Below are 22151 nucleotides of genomic sequence, written 5' to 3'. Positions count from 1 at the left end.
GATTTCGATAGCGATTTCGATTTCGATGAGAGAACAGATTCGCCCCTGCACCACCTCAAACCAAAGGACCCTCGCCCATGGCCAAGAACCTCTACGTCATCAACACGGAATCCCGCAGCGGCAAATCGGCCATTTGTCTCGGCCTGATGCAGATGCTCATGCGCCATATCCGGCGGGTGGGATTTTTTCGACCGATCATCAGCGCCCAGGGCAACGGCAAGCGGGATCACGACACCAACCTGATCCTGACCCAGTTCCACCTCAACGAAACCTACCAGGACGCCTACGCCTACACCCTGGAACAGGCCCGGGACCTGATCAATCAAGGCGAACACGCCCTGCTGATGGAGAACATCCTGGCCAAGTACAAGGCCCTGGAAACCCGGTACGACTTCATTCTCTGCGAGGGCTCGGACTTTATCGGCGGAGATTCGGCCTTTGAGTTCGACATCAACGCGGAAATCGCCGCCAACCTCGGCTCGCCGGTGATCCTGGTGGCCAACGGCCAGAACAAGACCCCGAAACAAATCGTGGCCCAGACCCAGATCGCCATCGATACCTTTTCCGAAAAAGGCCTGGACGTCCTGGCCACCATCGTCAATCGGGCCGAGAGCCTGGACAAGGACGAAATCATCGGAGGCCTGCGCTGCAAGTACCGGGTGCACGAGGAATGCCTGACCTACGCCATCCCCGAGGTGTCTTCCCTGGGCAAACCGACCATCAACGACATCCGCAAATGGCTGGACGCCGAGGTGATCGCCGGCGGAGACCTGCTGGACGTCCAGGTGGACGACTACGTGGTGGCCGCCATGCAGGTGAACAATTTTCTGCAGTACGTTTCCAAGAATTCCATGGTCATTACCCCTGGAGACCGGTCGGACATCCTCCTGGGCTGTATCGCCACCCGGCAATCCCAGACCTATCCCGAGGTCGCGGGGATCGTGCTCACCGGCGGGATCAAGCCTCCGGAATCCGTGATGAAGCTTTTGGACGGCTGGACCGGCGTGCCCATGCCCATTCTCTCGGCCAAGGGGCACACCTACAAGACCACCAGAACCTTGATGGAAATGTACGGACGAATCGAGCCGGAGGACCAGAAGAAGATCGCCACGGCCCTGGGATCTTTTGAGGAGCACGTGGACACCGCGGAACTTTTTCAGCGCCTGGAGACGAAAAAATCCACCAAGGTCACCCCGGTGATGTTCGAGTACAGCCTGATCGAAAAAGCCAAGGCCGAACGCCGGCACATCGTGCTCCCCGAAGGCGCGTCCACCCGCATTCTCCAGGCCGCGGACATCCTGCTGCGCCGCGGCATCGCGGACCTGACCATCCTCGGACAGCCGGACGCCATTCGGGCCAAGGCCGCTCAGATGGGGCTGTCCCTGGACAAGGCCACGTTCATCGACCCGGCCGCCTCGGACTACTTCGAGGACTACTGGAAGACCTACTACGATTTGCGCAAAAGCAAGGGCATGACCGAGGAAGTAGCCCACGACACCATGGCCGAGGCCACCTATTTCGGGACCATGATGGTTCAAAAAGGGCATGCCGACGGGATGGTCTCCGGCTCCATCACCACCACCCAGCAGACCATCCGTCCGGCCTTGCAGTTCATCAAGACCAGGCCGGGCATCTCCCTGGTCTCCTCGGTCTTTTTCATGTGCATGTCCGACCGGGTCCTGGTCTTCGGCGACTGCGCCGTGAACCCCAACCCCACGGCCCGACAGTTGGCGGAAATCGCCGTGGCTTCCGCGGACACCGCCGTTCAGTTCGGCGTTGACCCCAGGATTGCCATGCTTTCCTACTCCACCGGCGAATCCGGTTCGGGCCAGGAAGTCGAAAAGGTCCGGGAAGCTACAACCATCGCCAAAGAGATGGCTCCGGAACTGCTCATCGAAGGACCGATCCAGTACGACGCGGCCTACGACCCGGACGTGGCCATGACCAAAATGCCCGATTCCCAGGTGGCCGGAAGGGCCACGGTGTTCATCTTTCCGGACCTGAACACCGGCAACAACACCTACAAGGCCGTGCAGCGGGCCGCCAACGCCATCGCCATCGGCCCGGTGCTCCAGGGTCTGAACAAACCGGTCAACGACCTCTCCCGCGGCTGCACCGTGCCGGACATCGTCAACACCGTGGCCATCACCGCCATCCAGGCCCAGCACACTGAAAATATTAAATAAAAATTTAACAATAACACCACGTCAACTATATCTGAAGGGAAGATTCATGAAGATCCTCATCCTCAACTCCGGCAGTTCCTCCGTCAAATATCAACTTCTGGACATGGCCGGACAAATCGTTCTGGCCTCGGGACTGGTGGAACGCATCGGCGAGGCCACCAGCAAGGTCAAGCATGTCCGCCGCCCGGGCACGGACCAGGAACAGGCCTTTAACGAGGCCATGTCCATTCCGGATCATGCCACGGGTCTGGCCAAGGTGGTGGAACTGATCACCGGGCAAAGCACTGGAGTGATCGCCGCGGTTTCCGAAATCCAAGGCATCGGCCACCGGATCGTCCACGGCGGCGAGGCCTTCAGCGCCCCGACCCTGGTGGACGAGGCCGTGATCGAGGGCATCAAGGCCCAGATTCCTCTGGCCCCCTTGCATAACCCCGGAGGGCTGGCCGGCATCGAGACCGCGCTGCGGCTGATGCCCGGCGTGCCCAACGTGGCCGTGTTCGACACGGCCTTTCACCAGACCATGGCCCCGGAAGCCTACCGCTACGCCATTCCCAAGGAACTTTACACCGAACTGAAGATCCGCCGCTACGGCTTCCACGGCACGTCCCATTTCTACGTGGCCAAGCAGTGCGCAAAGATGTTGGGCAAGCCGCTTCAGGAAACCACCTGCGTGACCGTGCATCTGGGTAACGGCTGCTCCATGGCCGCGATCAAGAACGGCAAATGCATCGACACCAGCATGGGCCTGACCCCGTTGGCCGGACTGGTCATGGGCACGCGCTCCGGCGACGTGGACCCGGCCCTGCATGCCTTCCTGGCGGACAACAAGGGGCTGAGCATTCGCGAGATCGACACGCTGCTGAACAAGGACAGCGGCCTCAAGGGGATGTGCGGAAGCAACGACATGCGCGACATCCACGATCTGATCGCCCGGGGCGACGCCGACGCCCAACTGGCCCTGCGGGTCTTCTGCCGCCGGGTGACCCAATACATCGGACAGTATCTGGCCTTGCTGGACGGGGCCGACGCCATCTGCTTCACGGCAGGAATCGGTGAAAACGATTCCGCGGTCCGCCGTCTGTCCTGCGCGACTCTTGGCGGGCTGGGCGCGGTGCTGGACACTCATCGTAACGCCGAGACCCCCCGGGGGCAGGCAGCGGAAATCAGCACCGCCAACAGCCTGATCAAAATCTTCATCATTCCCACCAACGAAGAGTTGGAAATCGCCACCCAGACCATGGAAGTCCTGGGAAATAAGGAGGCTGAGCGTGAGTCAGGAACACATTGAACTCTTTACCAAAAAAGCCGAAGCCGTTTCCGCTGTCGTGAAGCGGATCGGCAAACTGGACGAGGCCTACGCCTACGCCGTGGACGTCTGTCTGAACAAGGACGCCTGTCAACTGCTGCTCTCCGGCTGCGAAAACGCCATTTCCGACGAAGCCTCGGACCTGTGCGTGGCCAAGGCGGCGGACAAGGTCATGGCCGCGCCCAAGCTGACCGACGACCAGTACGCGGAACTGGCCAAGGCAGCGGAAAAGGCCGGAGTGAAGCTCATCGCCGACGGCCTGCGCGGCCATCTGGCCGGGATCGACATCGGATTCGCCGTGGCCGACCTGGGGCTGGCCGAAACCGGTTCCCTGGTGCTGGACTCCTCTTCCGAGGATCTGCGGTTGTCCACCATGATCAGCGAGATCAACGTGGTGGTCCTGCCCCTGTCCAAGCTGCGGGCCACCAGCTACGAGGCCGAGGCCGAGCTGCTGCCCATGATGCAAAAGGCCCCCAACTACCTGGCCTTCATCACCGGGGCCAGCCGGACCGCGGACATTGAACGGGTGCTGGCCATCGGGGTCCACGGACCATTGGAACTGCACATCCTGCTCTGGGAGGACGCGTAATGCAAACAGCCGTCAAAATAGAAGAATATCTCCAGGAAGTCGAAGAATCCCTGGGCAACGAGTTTCAGCGCAAGGCCCTGGACACCTTTGCCGTGGCCTATCGCACCGGTCGGGCCAACGCCTTTACAGGAATGGACGTCAAGGGCCTGATTGAGGAAATCGCCCAGGCCAAGGACGACGGCATCCGGCGCATGGACGAGCTGTACCGGCAGTTCAAGCAAAAGGCCGAATCCATGGGCGTCCACGTCCATCTGGCCGAGACAGCGGAAGAGGCCAACCGGATCATCGCCCGCATCGCCAAGGACAACGACTGTAAAAAGGTGATCAAGGCCAAGTCCATGACCGCGGAGGAAACCCACCTCAACAACCACCTGGAAGCCGAGGGTCTGAAGGTCGTGGAATCGGACCTGGGCGAGTGGATCATCCAAATGCGCGGCGAAGGCCCGTCGCACATGGTCATGCCGGCCATCCATCTCTCCCGCTACCAGGTGGCCGACCTCTTCGCCGGGGTGACCAAAAAGGAGCAGGACCCGGACATCCAGAAGCTGGTCAAGGTGGCCCGTCGCGAGCTGCGCAAGGAATACGTGGAAGCGGACATGGGCATCTCCGGAAGCAACTTCGCCGTGGTGGAAACCGGGACCATCGGCCTGGTGACCAACGAGGGCAACGCCCGCCTGGCCACTACCCTTCCCCGGGTCCACGTGGCTCTGGTGGGTCTGGAAAAGCTGACCCCCACCCTGCACGACGCCTTGCGCATCCTCCGCGCCCTGCCCCGCAACGCCACCGGCCAGCAGATCACCTCCTACGTGACCTGGATCACCGGTCCCAACGAGTGCAAGAGTGCGCCGGACAACAAGAAGGTCATGCACGTGGTCTTCCTGGACAACGGCCGCAAAAAGCTGGCCAAGGACAAGGATTTCGCCCAGATCCTGCGCTGCATTCGCTGCGGGGCCTGTGCCAACGTCTGTCCGGTCTACCGTCTGGTGGGCGGCCATAAGTACGGCCATGTCTACATCGGGGCCATCGGCCTGATCATGACCTACTTCTTTCACGGCAAGGACAAAGCCAAGTTCCTGGTTCAGAACTGCGTGAACTGCGGAGCCTGCAAGGAGGTCTGCGCAGCGGGCATCGACCTGCCCCGGCTGATCAAGGAAATCCATGCCATGATCCAGGACGAGGACGGCCACCCGGCCCAGTCCAAGCTGATGGGCATGGTCCTCAAGAATCGCACCCTGTTCCATACCCTGCTCAAAAACATGCGCTGGGCTCAGAAGCCCTTTGCCGAGCGCGACGGCCAGTACATCCGGCACCTGCCCACCGTGTTCATGAAGGAAAAGGATCAGGATTTCCGCAAACTGCCGACCATCGCGGACAAGGCCTTTCGCGACGAATGGAAGGCCATCAAGCCCAAGGTGGTCAACCCCACGCTGCGGGTGGCCCTGTTCTCGGGCTGCGTTCAGGACTTCGTCTATCCCGAACAAATGAAGGCCGCGGTGAAAATCATCGCCTCCACCGGAACCGTGGAGCTGGATTATCCCATGCAGCAGTCCTGCTGCGGCCTGCCGGTGAACATGATGGGCGAAAAGCAGGCGGCCGTCGAGGTGGCCCGGCAGAACGTGCAGGCATTCGATCCGAGCCGGTACGACTACATCATGACCATGTGCGCCTCCTGCGCCTCGCATCTCAAGCACGGCTATCCCAAGCTGCTGGAGAACGAGACCGCTTTGGCCTCCAAGGTGGCCCAATTCGCGGACAAGATCATTGATTTCAGCTCCCTTATCCACGATGTCCTGCAAATCTCGTCCATGAAGTTCAACCATTCCGGCAAACGCATCGGCTACCACGCCCCCTGTCACCTGTGCCGGGGCCTGGAAGTCCGCGAAGCGCCGAGGGAGGCCATCAACATGGCCCACGACTACGTGCCGACCTCCGAAGAGGAAGTCTGCTGCGGCTTCGGCGGTTCCTACTCCATGAAGTTCCCGGCCATCTCCAAGACCCTGCTGGCCAAGAAGATGGCCAACCTGGAAGCCGGAGACATCTCCGCCGTGGCCACGGACTGCCCGGGCTGCGTTATGCACATCCGCGGCGGCATGAAGGCCGCGGGCAAGGACATCGAAGTCAAACACGTGGCCGAACTGCTGGCCGAACGGTTGCGCTAGACCGCCCCTCCAACGGCCGGGAGCAATCCCGGCCGTTTTTTTGTCCCCCCACAATGGCAAAAATCGGCACGAAACTTGGCACTTTTCCTACGCGCCAAGCCGTGATATGTTTCTCGTTCACTTCGCGAGTCGAGATGAACGTACCAATCGCCACAATAGTGAAACACCACGACATATTGCATGTAGGCCTCGGGCGTGGCCCGAAATGGATCGAAAAGGAGTGAAGAGAATGACCCTGCGTGAGCTTGTTTCCAGGACCCGCAGTTTCCGGCGTTTTTATGAAAACCACCCGCTCACGCTGGCAACCCTGGAGGATTTGGTGGACACGGCGAGGCTGACGGCCTCCGCGGCCAATCTGCAACCCTTGCGGTACATGATCAGCGTCGATGCCCACGTCAACGCCCAAATTTTCCCTCACTTGGCCTGGGCCGCCTATCTCAAGGACTGGAACGGGCCGGAGGAGGGAGAGCGCCCCACGGGTTACATCATCGTCCTTGGAGATCAGCGCTACGCAAAAACCTCGGCCTGGGATCTGGGCATCGCGGCCCAGACCATCCTCCTGGGTTCCACGGAATTGGGCTTAGGCGGATGTATGATCGGCTCCCTCAAAAAGGACGCTCTGGCCGCGACCCTGGAGACGCCCGAGGGCTTTGAAATCCTGATGGTCATCGCTCTGGGTCGGCCCAAGGAAAAGATCGTGCTGGAACGTCTCGGCGAGGCCGGCGACATAAAGTATTGGCGAGACGAAAAAGGCGTCCACCACGTTCCCAAGCGCGATTTGGACTCCATTTTGTTGCGCCGTTTCGGCGACAACTGAACCATCTTCCCCCCAATCTTCCCTCTGGAGACGCTTTGACCACCTCCATCACATCCACCTCGGCCGACGTGATCATCATCGGCGGCGGACCGGCCGGTCTGTTCGCCGCGTACCATCTGGCCGAGAACACGGACCTGAAGATCATGCTTGTGGACAAGGGCCGATCCCCCTTGCGCCGATCCTGCCCCATCGGCCAAAAGCAAAGTCCGACCTGCCATCATTGCAAGCCCTGCAACATTCTCTCCGGAATCGGCGGGGCCGGTCTGTTTTCCGACGGCAAGCTGAATTTCATCCACATCCTCGGCAAGACGGACCTGACCCAGTTCCTCTCTCCGGACCAAGCCAGGGAACTGATCCGGGAAACCGAAACGGTCTTCACCCAATTCGGCATGGACGGCCCGGTCTACCCCACGGATATGGAAAAAGCACGGGAGATCCGCAAACAAGCCAAAAAAGCCGGAATCGACCTGCTCCTGATCCGCCAGAAGCACCTGGGCAGCGACAAACTGCCCGACCACATCGCGGCCATGGCCGAGCACATCCAGCGCAAGGGCGTAATCATCCGCACCAACGAGGATGTTCGGGAAATCCTGGTGGACCAGGGCCGCGTCGGCGGAGTGGTCACCGAAAAGGCAACCTTGCGGTGTCGGCACGTGGTTCTGGCCCCCGGCCGGGTCGGAGCTGATTGGGCCGGACGAATCGCCCAGGCCCACGGCATCAACCTGACCCAACGCGGCATTGAGGTCGGCGTGCGCGTGGAGGTGCACAACGACATCCTCTACGACCTGACCAGCGTGATCTACGATCCGACCTTCTTCATCCAGACCCGGAAATACGACGACCAAACCCGGACCTTCTGCACCAACCGCGGCGGATACGTTTCCTTGGAGAACTACCAGAACTTCGTCTGCGTCAACGGCCACGCCTACCTGGACAAGAAGTCCGAAAACAGCAACTTCGCCTTTCTCTCCAAAGTGGTGCTCACCGAACCGGTCACGGACAACCAGGCCTACGGCGAGTCCATCGGCAAGCTGGCCAGTCTGATCGGCGGCGGCAAGCCCATCCTGCAACGTTTCGGCGACCTCAAGCGCGGGCGGCGCAGCACCTGGAACCGGATATCCAAGGGGTTCATCCGCCCCACCCTCTCCAACGTCACCTGCGGCGACATCGCCATGGCCCTGCCCGAACGCATCCTGACCAACCTCGTGGAAGGGCTGGAAAAGCTCAACTGCGTCGTCCCTGGCGTGGCCAACGACGAAACCCTGCTCTACGCTCCGGAGATCAAATTTTTCGCCACCCAGATGGAGACCGACGCCGACCTGCGCACCTCCCTGCCCGGCATGTTCGTGGCTGGGGACGGCCCCGGCGTGGCCGGCAACATCGTCTCCGCCGCGGCCACCGGACTGCTGGCGGCCAAGGGGATCATCAAAGACCTGAATTGATCGCGACGCGGCGACTAATAGGCTCCTCGCGCCCCACGATAATAGGGCCGGTTTCCCCAGGGAAAGCCGGCCTTTTTGCTTGTCGTGTCCGTCGAAAATACCGTCTTAAAAAACCCGTATCATGGCATTTTTGATCTCAGCTCTCATCCTCTACCGGATCGGAATCGAAATCTAAATCGTGATCGAAATCGATTTCTGAGAACTTCCCGATTTCGATGATATCCAGCCCACCCAGGATGGTATCCCTTGAGTGCCCTACAGCCTATAAAACTGGAATTATTGCAATTTTGCAGAGAGCAAAGTCGCCCTGAGCCCCGCGTCTCCGGACTTGATTTTCTCGTCGCCTGTTGTTAATTATAACTGTTTATAGCTTAAGACTGGATAATCGTGAACAGAAAAAGAGGAACCGGATATGACCCGAAAAGACCGTACCGAAGGCATCTATAGTCGCCGGGAAGTACTGGATGAAAGCGAACGCAGGCAATATTACCAGATCCACCTCAAGGATCTGCTGACCTACGCCTACAGGTACTCCGAAGACGTCAAGAAGCGCTTCGACCGGGCCCAGTTCAGCCCGGACAAATTTAAGGTGCTCAACGACCTGAAGCACATCCCGATCATCAAGAAAAAGGAACTGATTTTCTTGCAGACCATGGGACCGCGCCTGGGTGGGTTGCTGACCAAGGATCTGGGCGAGCTGCGCCGGATTTTTCTCTCCCCCGGCCCCATTTTCGACCCCGAGGACCGCGTCGACGATTACTGGGGCTGGACCGAAGGCTTTTACGCCGCCGGATTTCGCCCCGGAGACGTAAACATGATCACCTTCAACTACCACCTCGCCCCCGCCGGACTGATGTTTGAGGAGCCGCTGCGCAGCCTGGGCTGCGCCGTGGTCCCCGCCGGCCCCGGAAACACCAACACCCAGCTGGACATCATGCAGAAGCTGCGGATCACCGGGTACATCGGCACACCCAGCTACCTGATGCACCTGGCCCAAAAGGGCGAGGAAGCCGGGTTGAACCTGCGCAAGGATCTGTACCTGGAAGTGGCCTTTGTCACCGGCGAGAAGTTCCCGGAAAAGCTGCGCAACAACCTGGAAAAAAAGTTCGACATCATCATGCGCCAGGGCTACGGCACCGCGGACGTTGGCTCCATCGGCTATGAATGCTTCCACAAGAACGGATTGCACGTCTCCAACCGCGTTTTCGCGGAGATCTGCCATCCGGACACCGGCATTCCGCTTAAGGACGGCGAGGTCGGCGAAATCGTGGTCACGGCTTTCAACAAGACCTACCCGCTGATCCGGCTCTCCACCGGAGACCTGTCCTACATCGACCGGGCGCCCTGCCCTTGCGGCCGCTCCTCGCCTCGCCTGGGCAACATCGTCGGCCGCGTGGACACCACAGCCCGGATCAAGGGGATGTTCGTCTACCCCCACCAGGTCGAACAGGTCATGGCCTCTTTCGAGGAAATCAAACGCTGGCAGATCGAGGTGACCAACCCCGGCGGCATCGACGAATTGACGCTGTACATTGAGGCCAGCCAGTTCAAGCGGGAGAACGAGCTCTTCCACCATTTTCGCGAGAAGATCGGCCTGCGACCGGACCTGAAAGTCGTGGCTCCGGGTTCGCTTCCAGCTCAAATCCGTCCCATTGAGGACAAGCGCAAGTGGGATTGATCTCCCTTCGGGCGCTGCCGGCGGTTCTGGTTCTCCTGATCCTTCTGAACCTGAACGTCGGCTGCGCCCGCCTTCTCCCTCCAAGCCCCCCCATCCCCGAAACCGTTACGACACCGCGGCCGGGCACGCTCTTCCTGGCCGACGGGCGTCAGGTCGAACCATCCGAACTGACGGCCCTGGTCGCGTCCCACGATTTCATCCTGATCGGCGAGTCCCACGCCAACGCCTGCGACCAGCAGTTCCAGGCCGATGCCTTGAGCGCCCTGGCCCGATCAGACCTGCCCCTCGCCGTTGGGCTGGAGATGGTTCCTTGGTCCGCCCAGGAAGTCCTGGACGCGTTTCATCGGGGCGAGGTCGGCCTGGATGAACTGGAAGATCGGTTGAGCTGGCAGGAATACTGGGGTTACAACTTTTCCTTCTATCGTCCGATCCTGGCTCAAGCCAAAGAGTCCGGCATTCCGGTCTACGGTCTGAACGTGCCCAAGGACCTGCTGCACCGGATTCGTGCCGACGGCCTGGAGACCATCCCCACCGATGAACGCGGCCTGCTCCCATCAACGTTGATCCCGCCCCCCCCGCCGCAGCAGGCCATAATTGAAGAAGAGTACCTTCGGCATGTGGAGTTGATGCCGGACCGGACCATGGAAGCCGGGTTCGACCTGGAGCGATTCATGATGATCCAGTCCCTCTGGGATACCCAGATGGCCCATGCCGCGATCCAGCGGCGCGGAGCGGAGGAAACCATGGTCATCCTGACCGGAGCGGCCCATGTGGAAGACGGTCACGGGATTGCCTATCGACTCGGACTGCTGGGCGACGCCCCCCGGAGCCTGTCCCTGATCCCCTGGCGCGGCGGTCCGGTCCCGGCCCCCACGGCCGGAGATTTCTTTTTCTACTGCCCGGAGCCGCCGAGACGTCTGGGCTTGCTCATCGCCTGGGTCGAGGACCAGGTAATCGTCACCGGCGTGATTCCAAACTCCCTGGCCCAGGCAGCCGGATTGCAACCCGGAGACGTCCTGCTCGCCGCCGACGACCTACCCATCACAACCCTGGAAGTCCTGCACCGCGCAGGAGTTCAGGCCAAAAGCGAACAACGCCCCTTGCGCCTGAAGGTACTCCGAGACGGCGACCACTTAACCATACCCATCTCCTCCCCCTGAGGACCTCACCACCAACTCTTCCGTCTTCCGCTTCCAGAATCCTGAATCACGACTCCTGCCGCCAACCATGCCTGAACTGCCTGAAGTGGAAACCATTGCCCGGGGGCTCCGGCCTCTGCTCACAGGCCGGACCGTCACCGGAGTGACGCACATCGCCGCACATTTGGTCAAGGGCGGCGACTTGGCCCAAAAGGTGATAGGGCGGACCATCCGCGGGGTCTCCCGCCGGGGCAAACTGTTGTTTCTGAATTTTCCGGACCAGGACGTGATGGCCTTTCACCTGCGCATGACCGGGAGGCTGGGCCTCATGCCCTCGGGCCTTCCTCCTGCCTTGCACGTGCATTTGTTGTTGAACCTGGACGACGGGACCGCGCTCTATTTTCAGGACCAACGCAAGTTCGGGACCTGCGGCCTGTTTTCCAGCGAGGAGTTGGAGCGATGGCCCTTTTATCGCGACCTCGGGCCGGAACCGTTGGGGTTGGATTTGGAGACGTTCGCGAAGCGGATCAGTGGGGAGAAAGGCCGGAGCAAGGCCCGGATTAAAGCACTATTGCTGGATCAGCGGATCATTGCCGGAATCGGCAACATTTATGCCGATGAAAGCCTCTTTCGAGCGGGCATCCATCCGGCGGCGCCAGCGAACCTGATCGTCCCGGAACGCCTGGCCCGCCTTCTGGACAGCCTCCAGAGCGTCTTGACCGAGGCCATCGCCGCTGGAGGAAGTTCCATCCGGGACTACCGCACCGCAGCGGGGCTTGTGGGGACGTTTCAGAACACCTTTCAAGTCTACGGGCGGGGAGGCCTACCCTGCAAGCAGTGCGGCACGCCCATCCAGACCGCCAAGATCGCCGGTCGGACCACCTGCTTCTGCCCGAGTTGTCAGACAATTTAAGAGAGGACCGCGATCAGTCGGGCCAAACCAGATCAAAGCTCAAGACGATCATCCAGACCCCGATGCAGACCTTGACCACCGTGCCGAAAACCTTGTTCCACATCGCGCCCCAGGCGGCCCGTCGCGCGGTCGCCATCGGGTAGCCCTGACCCAGTTCGACCAACAGGCTGCCCGCGTAGGCCCCCAGAAAAGAGCCGGGAACCGCGCCCAGCCCGAAAAAAAAGGGCGCGCCCAAAACGCCCCCGATAATTGCCCCGACAACGGCCGCCCAAGCGCCTTTCCGACTTCCGCCGAATCGCCGCCCGCCCCACATCTGGGCCGCGAACTCCACGACCTCGCCCAGCACGCAGAGCGCGAACAGGACAGCGAAAAAACCGATCCCCCCCGCGAACCCCGCGTGCATCCATCCCCAGGTCGCCACGGCGGCCAGAATCAGCCAATTTGCCGGCAGGCCGAACACATGCAGCATCAGCAGCAAGCCGAGAAACCCCAGAAACAGCCCGGCCAGGACAAACGACATCATTCTCCCCGCAAATCGCACACCCGCTGAGCCTTGCCCTCGGAGCAAGGCAGGCTCCGGGCTTCCACCAGTTCCACCTTAGGCGTTATCAGCAGTTCATCGCGCAGTAACCCGGTAATCCTGTCCTGCAATTTTTTGAGCACCCGCATGTCTTCCACGAAAAATTCGCTCTTCACTTCCACCTGGACCTTGAACTGATCCAGATAGCCTTGCCGTTCCAGCACGATCAGGTAGTTTTGCCCCACTTCCGGAATGGCCATCAGCACGCGCTCCACCTGCATCGGGAAAATATTCACGCCCTTGATGATGATCATGTCGTCGCTGCGCCCGACAATTCGGTCAATGCGGCGATGCGTCCGGCCGCACGGGCAATCTCCGGGCAGAAAGCGGGTCAGGTCGCGGGTGCGATAGCGCAGGATCGGCATGCCCTCCCGGGTCAGCGTGGTCAGGACCAGCTCGCCCACCTCTCCTTCCGGAACCGGTCGCAGCGTGACCGGGTCGATAATTTCCGGCAGAAACGCATCTTCCCAAATGTGCATCCCGTTTTGTTCCGGGCATTCGAAGGCCACGCCGGGTCCGTTCATCTCGGACAAGCCGTAGGAGTTGTAGGCCTTCACTCCGTACAATTCTTCGATCCGTCGGCGAATCTCCTCGGAGTGCGGTTCCGCGCCGATCAGGGCGGTCTTCAGGTGCAGCCCGCCGGGCTCCACGCCCAAGGACTGAAACACCGTGGCCAAATGCAGGGCGTAGGAGGGAATGATGTGAATCACCGTGACGCAAAAATCCTGAAGCAGCTTGATCTGCCGCTTGCTGTTGCCCGCGCCCGCGGGGATGGTCAGGCACCCCAGGCGCTCCGCGCCGTAATGGATGCCCAGGCCTCCGGTGAACAGACCGTACCCGCTCATATTCTGAAAGACATCGCCGGGCCGCACCCCGACCATGTGGAAGCACCGGGCCACCAGGTCGGCCCAGGTCTGAATGTCTCCCGCCGTATGGAAGATCACCGTCGCCGCGCCGGTGGTCCCGGAAGAGGCGTGCAGGCGGACCATTTCCTCCTTGGGACGACAGAGCAGCCCATCCGGGTAACAGGATCGCAGATGTTCCTTGTCGGTCAGGGGGAGCCGCGCCAAATCGCCCAGGCCACGGACTTGGTCGGCCTGAAGGCCGTGCTCCTGAAACAATCCGGCATACAGCGGAGAACGCACCGCCGCTTCCGTCACGCTTTGCAGTCTGACGGACTGTAAACGATCCAGTTCCTCGCGATCAAGGCCTTCCAAGGGATCGAAAAACACGTTGCCTCCTTGTCTTACGGGGGTCGCCGCGCAAGAGACGATCTTACGTGGCGGATTGGAAACTTTCCGAGGGCGGCGGGACGTCAACCAGATTTTCAAACGCGGTGTACGAGTCCAGGTAGGCCAGCTCCACTTCGCCCACCGGCCCGTTGCGCTGCTTGCCGATGATGATCTCCGCGATACCCTTCTTGGGATTGCCTTCCTGCTTGTTGTACACCTCATCGCGATAGATGAAGGCAATCACGTCCGCATCCTGTTCGATCGCGCCGGAGTTATGCGAAACGATACCATCCGCGGCGAGCCACGAGGCCGTCCCAGGAACGGTAAGATCAAAGACCTCTTCCTCGCCCAGATGCTCAATGCCTCGGACCGTGTCCCAAAACAGATCACTGGTGCACTGTTCCAGCAGAAGATCGTCCTCAAGAATCCTGGCATAGGAGGTCATGACCCTGCGGGAAGGCGCGAAACGAAAATGTGACGACCCACCGTAGGCCGTGCCCCTCAGCGCGGCCATCCGCCGATGGCTGACGCCCTTCTCCTTCATCAGCCTGCGCACCCGGTCAAACCAGGCAACCGGAACCGTGTCCACGTTGGTGTTCTCGCTGCCGGTTTCCAAGGCACGGCTCATCGTCTCGGCCTGGATCTGCTTCTCGCCAAAACCTCCGACCCGATCAAGAAAAACTTTCTGAAACTCCAGACCGCTGACATGCACGGCGTACCAAGGCCTGCTGTTCACTCTTGTATAGCGCTGGGTCCTGGAAACGATCCCGAGACGAAGCAGGAGGGTGGAGACGTCCCCGGCCAGATCGGGGCTGGATGTGGAGAAATACAGGTAAGTCCTGTTTCCCGTTCTGGCCCGCCGCAGGTGATAGCATCCGTCCGTGGCCCAAAGATGACGCAGCAGGAGGGCGATCTGCGCATTGGGCAACCGAAAGGCCTGATCCGGAATCCGTTTTTCGTGGGAACGCTGCCCAAAGACGCCAAGATCCCGCAGCCACTTGTTCACGCCCGCAGGGTTCCAGCGGTCGCCGTTCCCGCTGATCAAAAGTTGATGCCACTTCCCGCGTCCAGGATAGCGCTTCACCGTGCAGTCGAAACATTCCGCGGCCGCCTTGGCGACCAGCGCGCTGTTGGCTTCGGAACTCGTGGAGTAGCGCATGGGAGCTCCCTTCAGGTAGCTCCCATCGCCGATAAGATGGCCCAGCAGGGCAACCTGATCATCAGCCCAGGCTACCGTCGCTTGAGGCTCAGGAAGCGTTCGGGCCAGAGCCATTCTGCTGCCGGGGCGGAGATCCGCGACGTGGACCCAGCCATCCTCGCCCAGAAAGCGATGCTCGGCCGTTGCGTTGACGGATCGCCCGCTGGTGAGATCCACCCGGAACACCGGCCTGCGGCCCAAGGACCAGACTGCATCACAGGAAGCCACGACCATGCGCCCCTGGCCGTTCATGGTTACCACCTCCACCTGCACGCCCGTCAGGTCACGCACGTTGACCCTTCGGCCGTCCGCAAGCTGAACCCGGGTGTCTCCCGTCACGCACTCACGCAAGTCCGAAAGCATCGGCCGCCGGTTGCTGCGCTCCTCGACCTTGCGGTTGAGCTGGGCCAGGGCGATCATCGGCAGATCCAGTTCCTTGGCCAGCCCCTTCAGGGTACGGGAAATTTCGGAAATCTCCTGTTCGCGGGAATCGATTCGCCGGCTGGCCCGCATCAACTGAAGATAATCCACGACCACCAACCCCAAATTCTTTTCGGATTTGAGCCTGCGGCATCTGGCCCGCAGGTCCAGGGTTCCCAGGGCCGGGGTGTCGTCAATGAAAATGGAGGCCTGAGACAGGGCATCCGCGGCATGGTACAGGCGGGTCCAGTCCTCGTCGTTCAGGAAACCGCGCCGAAACCTGCCCAAATCTACCTTGCCCCAGGCGCAGAGCATGCGCATCATCAACTGCTCCTTGGACATTTCCAGGGAGTAGATGGCCGTGGGGACATCCTTGAGCACAGCGGCCCGCATGGCGATGTTCAGGGCAAAAGCAGTCTTGCCCATGCTGGGCCGGGCCGCGATGATGATCAAGTCCGAGGGTTGCAGCCCGGCGGTCATCTCGTCCAGCTTATGGTAGCCCGTGGGCACGCCGGTAACCAACTCCTGGCGTTCGACCCGTTTTTCCAGGTGCTCGAAGACCTGATTAACCAGTTCCTTGGTGGTGGAAAAAATGCTCTTGGTTCTGTTCTCGGAAATGGCGAAAATGGCCGCTTCTGATTCGTCCAGAACCTTGTCCACGTCCTGTCCGCCCTCGTGACAATTGACGACGATATCGGACGCGGCGCCGATCAGCCGCCGCAGAATGGCTTTGTCCCGGACGATCCGGGCATAGGATTCGGCATGGGAGGCGGCAACCAGGGATTCGGTCAGGGAGGCCAGATACACCGGACCGCCCACTTCTTCCAAGATACCTGAACTTTGAAGATGGTCGACCAGGGTGACCAGATCAATGGGCACCCGGCGCTGGTAGAGCTGAATGCAGGACTGAAAAATACTCCGGTGAGCCGGTGAGTAGAAATCATCCTCGCCGACGATTTCGAGTAAAGCGTCGATCAGGTCCGGGCGCAAAAAAATCCCCCCCAGAACCGCCTGTTCGGCTTCCAGGTTCTGGGGGGGCGTCTTGCCGGTGATGGTCGTCGCCTTTGTGGCGACGGTGTTTTTTTGAGGTGAGCGTGGCACGAGCCGGTCCCAACGGGGGAGAGACTACTCCTCCGTTTGCGTCGCGTCGACAGCGGGCTCGGTTGTCTCGACCGCGGCCGTTTCCAGAGCTTCGACCTGGGCCGCCTGGTCCGCGTCGTGACGAACCACGGCAACCTGAAGCTGGGCTCGAATGTCCTGATACACCCGGACTTCAACGGTGTATTCGCCCAGAGCGCGCAACGGGTCGTTGAGCAGGATGATTTTCTTGTCCACGTCCAGACCGTAATCTGCATTCAACAGATCGGCGATGTTCGCGGAGGTCACCGAACCGTAGAGCCTATCGCCTTCACCGACGCGCACGGGAATCCGCAACGCCGCGGCGCTGATCTTGTCGGCCAGTTCCTGGGCCGCGAAGCGCACGGCGTCCAATTTTTCCTGAAGTTTTTTACGCTCCAACTCGAAGCGCTTTTTATTGGCCGGAGTGGCCAGCATGGCCAGCCCTTGAGGAATCAAGTAGTTGCGGCCATACCCGGGCTTGACGTCGACCACTTGGCCGAGAGCGCCCAGATTGTCCATATTCGTACGCAAAATGACTTCCATAACCAACTCCCTCCTAGCCGGTGGTCCGTTTCATGGCCTCAACGCTGTGCGTGGCCGTGTAGAACAACAGAGCCATCTGCCGGGCGCGCTTGATTTCCGTGGTCAACTCCCGCTGGTGCTTGGCGCAGGTTCCGGTCACGCGACGGGCGATGATCTTGCCTCGTTCGTTGACGAAATCCCGCAGCAGGTCGGGACGTTTATAGTCCATCTTCAGATCCTTGGCCGCGCAGAAGCGACAAAACTTTTTCCGGGGGGTGAACTTTCTGAATGCCATGCTCAGCTCTCCTTGGGTTCTTCGTAGGTATCGGCCAGCTTCACGGAAAGAAACTTGTACACCCCGTCCGTGATGCGCAGATTCCGCTCCATCTCCGCGACAACCGCTCCCGAGGCCGCGTATTCCAGACGGAAATAATGCCCGCGGGTCTGCTTACGCACCGGATAAGCCAAGGTTCGCATCCCCCAGTCGTCCTCTGTCAGGATCTTGCCGCCGTCCCGCTCCACAATAGCGGACATTCCGGCGAGAATCTCCTGACGACGCTCTCCCGGCATGTCCGGGCTGAAGAGCATCAATGTTTCATAGTGCCGCATAATCGTCTCCTCCTTGCGGTCTGATTCGGCCCTGGCCCCCAAGGCCAGAGCAAGGAAAAGAGGAAAATATAAACCCAGCACCCTCGTCTTGTCAATCGAGTCCGCGACACTCACCCGAAGGATCGATTGCGTTGCATTCAGTCCGTCCTCAACCATACACGTACGCTCGTGGTCGTGTAACTACTCAGCACTTTTTCACGACAAGACATGGAGTGTTCCGGCTTGTCTCGATTTTTCAGCCTCGCTTGTCTGACTGAGCCAGGATTCGTTCATCGAACCATTGCCGGACGCCTGAAGTGCCGACTGTTGTATATTCGGGCAATGGTTCGATGTTACGAAGCCGGGGAAGGAGTTGCGAGGCTGAAAAATCGAGACAAGCCGGAACGCAAGTGAGTAGTTACGAAGCCATGAGCTTTTCTTGAACGTGAACGGACACGGCGATGGCTTCATGCCATGAAGAAAGGCCCCGTTTTCGGGGCCTTTCTCATTTCGTCCGCTCAGACCGACGTGACGTCGTAAGAGGGCAATGAGGGAAAATCGACAATCTAACCGGCGGGGTTGTACTTGACCCGCTGCTCGCGCAAGGCCGCGACCTGTTCTTCATACGACTGGAACCCGGAATGGCGCAGGGCGTCCAGGACGGTCTCCTCCCAATCCCAGTTGGCATAGATCGCCGGCTTGTGGAAAAGCCGCCGGAATTGGTCGATCTCTTGACGCAAGAAATCCTCTCGAGGCTTGCCGATTTGATCCTGAAGCTGTTCGTGCAGCCGGGTCATCTCGCCCTCGAACCAATCCATCAAGTCCTTGGCCGTGCGGTTCTTCTTCAAGATGTGGTCATACTTGTTTTCAGTCATGACCTTTCTCAACCGTTCCAAGTGCTGATCCTTGAGCCACACGCCCAGCTTTTCAACGGGGATATCCTCGGCTTCCAGTTCGGCGACGTCTTTTTTGGTCTGGGCATAGGTGTCCGGCACCACGGAGGCCGACACAATGCCGGCGATGCAGACCAACCCGCGAATGATCTTGCTGTTGGAAACGCCCTGCCCGCAGAACCCGACCTTTTTGCCGAACTTCTGTCCGGTGAAGATCGTGCTCAGGATGGCCCAGACCACGGCTGGATCTTCCTCGTCATAGATATGCCGCAATCGAGGGTTGTCCCGGTCCGTGCCCAATACCAACTGGGTCATGTCGTTGGAGCCGATGGAGAAACCGTCGAACTCCTGGATGAATTGCTTGGTCAAGATCGCGTTGCTGGGAATTTCGGACATCAGGATGATCTTCAGGCCGTCGTCCCCGGATTTGAGGTTGTGCACGCCTTCCAGGTAGCGGCGCATGCTGCGGGCCTCTTCCAGGGTGCGCACGAAGGGCAGCATCAGATTCAGATTCTTGCCGCCGAAAATCCCCCGGGCCTGTTTGAAAGACTCGATTTCCCAGTCATGGATGTTGCGGGAAACGCCTCGAAAGCCGAGCATCGGATTGTCTTCCATGGACTCGAAAAGCAGACCACCCATCAAGTTCCTGTACTCGTTGGTCTTATAATCCGTGGTCCGGTAGATGATCTCCTTGCCGTAAAAGGCCATGGCGAACAGGGAAAGGCCCTGGGCCAGGGTCTGGATGTAGTGTTCCTTGCCGGACCGATAGCCCTTGGAGCGAATCAGGTCCTTGATCCGTTGCGGCAGGGTGCGCACTTCTTCCCGCTCCCGTTCCAGACCGGAACGCAACGCGACTTCCGTGCGCATGGCGTCGATGCGCTTCATGATGTCCACGACCACCGGCTCGTCCTTGATCCGCTGGATAATCCCCTGGACCCTGTCCTCGATTTCCTGACGATGCTTGAGTCGTCCTTCATCCAGTCCGTGGGTGCTGTCGAGCAATTCCGAGAAGCCCATGATCGTAATCACGTGCTCGCGCAGATCCGGAGCGGTTTTCAATTGTTCCAGCTTGTGGGAGGCCAACTCCAAATGCTCGTTCAGCTTGACGTCCAGATCCCGCAATTGCCGGTGGATGGCCAGGACCTGATCCGTGCCCTTGTCCCCGCCTTTTTCGGTGAGGGTTTCGATCTCCTTGCTCAGGCCGGTGACGATGCCCACGTACTGGCGTAACTTGAGATCAAAGGTGATGATCCCCTGGGTCAACTGCTCCCGCACCAGTTTGGTCAACTCGTTGTTCAACTCGGTCAGCTTTTTGTCCACGAGAACCTGAAGCTGACCGTTGTCGTAGGCTTCAAGGGCCAGGGGATGAACCCCGACACTGCCCAGCATGAACTCGGCCCGGAGCAAACCGACTTCGAAATCCGGCAGTTCCCGCAATCGGGACAAAAAGAGCGCCTGGTCCACGTCGGCCAGAATCAGGCCGATCTTGGTCTTGGTCTTCGGCAGGGCGCTGACGTCGATCTCCCCACCCACCTCGACCAGGGGCAGCAAACCTCGATAGGCCCGCCCCCGGGAGCCGTCCACGGTCACTTCCTGGCCGTCCAATCCCTGGAGCGTCTCCAGGCGCTGGATGCCGATCACCGCCGGGATTCCCAACTCGCGGGAGGTAATGGCCGCGTGACTGGTGTCTCCGCCGGCGTCGGCGAGAATGGCCGAGGCGATCCGCATTCCGGGCACCATGTCCGGGTCGGTTCGGTCAGCGGCCAAAATGTCGCCCTTGGTGATCTTGTTCAGCTCCAGAGCGGAGCGCAGAAAACGAACGATCCCTTGCCCCGCCCCGCGGGACGCCCCGTTACCCTCCAGAATGAGTTCGGCTTTCTGGATGGCCGACGGATCGACCTCCAGCCGACGCATGAAAATCGTATGCGGATGCTTCTCCAGTTCCTCGTTCCAACGAGTCTCCGGTCGGGCCTGGACGAACCAGATCCGGTCCGAACTGTCGATGCAGAACTCGGTATCCGTGATCATTCCGCCGTAGCTCTTGCTGATGCAGCGCACGCCCCTGGCCAGTTCCTCGGCCTGAGCCAGGGAGAGGGACCAGCGGAAGACCTCGTCGATAGGGACGTCCGCGGTGACGGTGCCGGCCCCTTTTTCCGCGTAAATGATCTTCTTGGTCTTGAAACCCATATAGCGCAGTACGATTTCCACTCCGTCGTCGCGCTGAAAAACGTAGAACTTGTCCGGGGTGACCATCCCGCTGACCACAGCCTCACCGAGGCCGTAGCTGGCGTCGATGGAGACCAGGTCGTGACGGTCCGTGCCCCGACAACCCGTGGAGGTGTCCGCGCTGAAGGCCGTTCCGGAGATCATCGGATTGATCATCCGCATGATGCACACGGACAGGGACGTGTTCTCGATGGCCCATTCCTTCTTGGCGTTCTCCACGATGGACTCGTCGCCGGTGCGCTCCGCCAGGGCGACCATGTCCAGAATGGCTTCCCGACGATAGGTCATGCTCCGCAGGTTGTAGGCCGAGGCGCAGTCCCACTGGTAGGCTTCCACCACGGACTGCTCGCCGACGATGTTCAGGTAGGTGTCCTGTAACCCGGCGAAGGCCTTCTTGCGGCTGTCCTCTCCGGCAGCTGACGAGCGCACGGCCACGGGGATGTTCTCCAAGCCGGCTTCCTTGCAGATATCAATGTAGGACTGCTTGACGGCGTCCTCCAGATCCGCGGGCATCTGAACCGCCAAAATGGCCACCTGGACCAGCACTGAACGCTTGCGGAGCTGGTCGATTCCCTCGGGAGAAACAGCGAAGCCTTCAACGATGTTGTTGATGAAGGTTCGCAGCTTGACCTGGCTTTCCTTCCCTTTTTCGGAATCCTTGATCTGTTTTGCCAAGCGGCGCACAAGGTGCCTGATGAATTCCGGGTCTTTGTTGATGTCGGAATCGCTCCAGCTGATCCGGTCGTATTCCTTGTCCACGGTGGACCGGATCAACGCCGCGTTGACCTTGGTCTCATCAAGCAGCCGATGAAAGACAATGGATGATATGGCCCTGAACTGAGGGGCCCGGATGTTTTCGACCTGACTGATCAGGGCGGTGTTGTAGTTCTTTCCCCCCACCAGCAGTTCCGCGGGCTCGCCCAGCGTGACGATGTCCTCGCCGTTCAGGACGAGTTTTTTTTCAATCGCCGCGATTTCAGCCTTTTTCGCCCCCTTGACGGGCTTGACCTCGGCATCTGCGACGACGTGGCTCTCCTTGGGGGGCGAACCTTTATCCTTGTCTGATTTGGCCATTCTCACTCCTCCTTGACGGCACGTCCGGCTTTACGGGCGGCAACTTCATCCCGGGGAAAGGGCAGTCGGT

Annotated in this window: 16 protein-coding genes; 9 read left to right on the top strand and 7 right to left on the bottom strand. The window is 60.2% G+C overall.

All coding sequences use genetic code 11. From position 1 onward, the window contains the following. Positions 1–77: 77 nt before the first annotated feature. The 9 genes from pta (at position 78) to mutM (ending at position 12229) form a co-directional block, all read left to right on the top strand. Entirely contained in the window at positions 78–2186 is a 2109-nt protein-coding gene (gene pta / locus AC559A_RS10800) for a phosphate acetyltransferase (protein WP_028571022.1), read from the top strand. 46 nt (positions 2187–2232) lie between these two features. Continuing rightward, complete coding sequence (locus tag AC559A_RS10795) at positions 2233–3474, top strand: acetate kinase (protein ID WP_498817927.1); 1242 nt, start codon at positions 2233–2235, stop codon at positions 3472–3474. Beyond that, the gene (locus tag AC559A_RS10790; protein WP_028571020.1) at positions 3449–4081 is read left to right on the top strand and encodes a LutC/YkgG family protein; all 633 of its coding nucleotides are present in this window, start codon (positions 3449–3451) and stop codon (positions 4079–4081) included. Before AC559A_RS10795 ends, AC559A_RS10790 begins: the two co-directional genes overlap by 26 nt. Further along, entirely contained in the window at positions 4081–6240 is a 2160-nt protein-coding gene (ldhH, locus tag AC559A_RS10785; protein WP_498817926.1) for an L-lactate dehydrogenase (quinone) large subunit LdhH, read from the top strand. The genes AC559A_RS10790 and ldhH overlap by 1 nt, the downstream gene beginning before the upstream one ends. 229 nt (positions 6241–6469) lie before the next feature. Continuing rightward, positions 6470–7057, top strand: coding sequence for a nitroreductase family protein (locus AC559A_RS10780; RefSeq protein ID WP_498817925.1), 588 nt, complete (start codon positions 6470–6472; stop codon positions 7055–7057). A gap of 35 nt (positions 7058–7092) precedes the next feature. Next, positions 7093–8499 (top strand): NAD(P)/FAD-dependent oxidoreductase, encoded by a 1407-nt coding sequence (locus tag AC559A_RS10775; protein ID WP_028571017.1) that lies wholly within the window; start codon positions 7093–7095, stop codon positions 8497–8499. 412 nt (positions 8500–8911) lie between these two features. Continuing rightward, complete coding sequence (locus tag AC559A_RS10770) at positions 8912–10177, top strand: phenylacetate--CoA ligase family protein (RefSeq protein ID WP_028571016.1); 1266 nt, start codon at positions 8912–8914, stop codon at positions 10175–10177. Continuing rightward, positions 10168–11337, top strand: a complete 1170-nt coding sequence (locus AC559A_RS10765) for a ChaN family lipoprotein (RefSeq protein WP_498817924.1) — start codon at positions 10168–10170, stop codon at positions 11335–11337. The genes AC559A_RS10770 and AC559A_RS10765 overlap by 10 nt, the downstream gene beginning before the upstream one ends. 67 nt (positions 11338–11404) lie before the next feature. After that, complete coding sequence (gene mutM / locus AC559A_RS10760; RefSeq protein WP_498817923.1) at positions 11405–12229, top strand: bifunctional DNA-formamidopyrimidine glycosylase/DNA-(apurinic or apyrimidinic site) lyase; 825 nt, start codon at positions 11405–11407, stop codon at positions 12227–12229. Positions 12230–12242: 13 nt separating this feature from the next. On the opposite strand, the gene AC559A_RS10755 is transcribed toward mutM, so the two are convergent. The 7 genes from AC559A_RS10755 to AC559A_RS10725 all read right to left on the bottom strand — a co-directional run bounded on the left by AC559A_RS10755 (position 12243) and on the right by AC559A_RS10725 (position 22081). Continuing rightward, positions 12243–12752 carry a DUF456 domain-containing protein gene (locus AC559A_RS10755; protein ID WP_084031786.1) on the bottom strand — a complete coding sequence of 170 codons (510 nt, stop codon included), beginning with the start codon at positions 12750–12752 and terminating at the stop codon, positions 12243–12245. Next, complete coding sequence (locus tag AC559A_RS10750) at positions 12749–14041, bottom strand: phenylacetate--CoA ligase family protein (protein ID WP_028571012.1); 1293 nt, start codon at positions 14039–14041, stop codon at positions 12749–12751. Before AC559A_RS10750 ends, AC559A_RS10755 begins: the two co-directional genes overlap by 4 nt. Positions 14042–14084: 43 nt before the next feature. Next, positions 14085–16760: a replicative DNA helicase gene (locus AC559A_RS10745; protein ID WP_498817922.1), complete on the bottom strand. Its 2676-nt coding sequence runs from the start codon at positions 16758–16760 to the stop codon at positions 14085–14087. 24 nt (positions 16761–16784) lie between these two features. Further along, positions 16785–17321, bottom strand: a complete 537-nt coding sequence (rplI, locus tag AC559A_RS10740; RefSeq protein ID WP_035261159.1) for a 50S ribosomal protein L9 — start codon at positions 17319–17321, stop codon at positions 16785–16787. Positions 17322–17334: 13 nt separating this feature from the next. Beyond that, the gene (gene rpsR, locus AC559A_RS10735; RefSeq protein WP_028571010.1) at positions 17335–17595 is read right to left on the bottom strand and encodes a 30S ribosomal protein S18; all 261 of its coding nucleotides are present in this window, start codon (positions 17593–17595) and stop codon (positions 17335–17337) included. A gap of 2 nt (positions 17596–17597) precedes the next feature. Further along, positions 17598–17909 (bottom strand): 30S ribosomal protein S6, encoded by a 312-nt coding sequence (gene rpsF / locus AC559A_RS10730; RefSeq protein ID WP_028571009.1) that lies wholly within the window; start codon positions 17907–17909, stop codon positions 17598–17600. A gap of 545 nt (positions 17910–18454) precedes the next feature. Further along, positions 18455–22081, bottom strand: coding sequence for a PEP/pyruvate-binding domain-containing protein (locus AC559A_RS10725; RefSeq protein WP_028571008.1), 3627 nt, complete (start codon positions 22079–22081; stop codon positions 18455–18457). Positions 22082–22151 lie beyond the last annotated feature (70 nt).

The organism is Desulfonatronum zhilinae (genome assembly GCF_900182865.1).
GTDB lineage: Bacteria > Desulfobacterota > Desulfovibrionia > Desulfovibrionales > Desulfonatronaceae > Desulfonatronum > Desulfonatronum lacustre.
This window is presented reverse-complemented; position numbering and strand designations above follow the sequence as displayed.

Coding starts and splice junctions, on each gene's coding strand:
- pta (WP_028571022.1), top strand. CDS start 78: ATGGCCAAGAACCTCTACGTCATCAACACGGAATCCCGCAGCGGCAAA.
- AC559A_RS10770 (WP_028571016.1), top strand. CDS start 8,912: ATGACCCGAAAAGACCGTACCGAAGGCATCTATAGTCGCCGGGAAGTA.
- AC559A_RS10795 (WP_498817927.1), top strand. CDS start 2,233: ATGAAGATCCTCATCCTCAACTCCGGCAGTTCCTCCGTCAAATATCAA.
- ldhH (WP_498817926.1), top strand. CDS start 4,081: ATGCAAACAGCCGTCAAAATAGAAGAATATCTCCAGGAAGTCGAAGAA.
- rplI (WP_035261159.1), bottom strand. CDS start 17,321: ATGGAAGTCATTTTGCGTACGAATATGGACAATCTGGGCGCTCTCGGC.
- mutM (WP_498817923.1), top strand. CDS start 11,405: ATGCCTGAACTGCCTGAAGTGGAAACCATTGCCCGGGGGCTCCGGCCT.
- AC559A_RS10755 (WP_084031786.1), bottom strand. CDS start 12,752: ATGATGTCGTTTGTCCTGGCCGGGCTGTTTCTGGGGTTTCTCGGCTTG.
- AC559A_RS10780 (WP_498817925.1), top strand. CDS start 6,470: ATGACCCTGCGTGAGCTTGTTTCCAGGACCCGCAGTTTCCGGCGTTTT.
- AC559A_RS10725 (WP_028571008.1), bottom strand. CDS start 22,081: ATGGCCAAATCAGACAAGGATAAAGGTTCGCCCCCCAAGGAGAGCCAC.
- rpsR (WP_028571010.1), bottom strand. CDS start 17,595: ATGGCATTCAGAAAGTTCACCCCCCGGAAAAAGTTTTGTCGCTTCTGC.
- rpsF (WP_028571009.1), bottom strand. CDS start 17,909: ATGCGGCACTATGAAACATTGATGCTCTTCAGCCCGGACATGCCGGGA.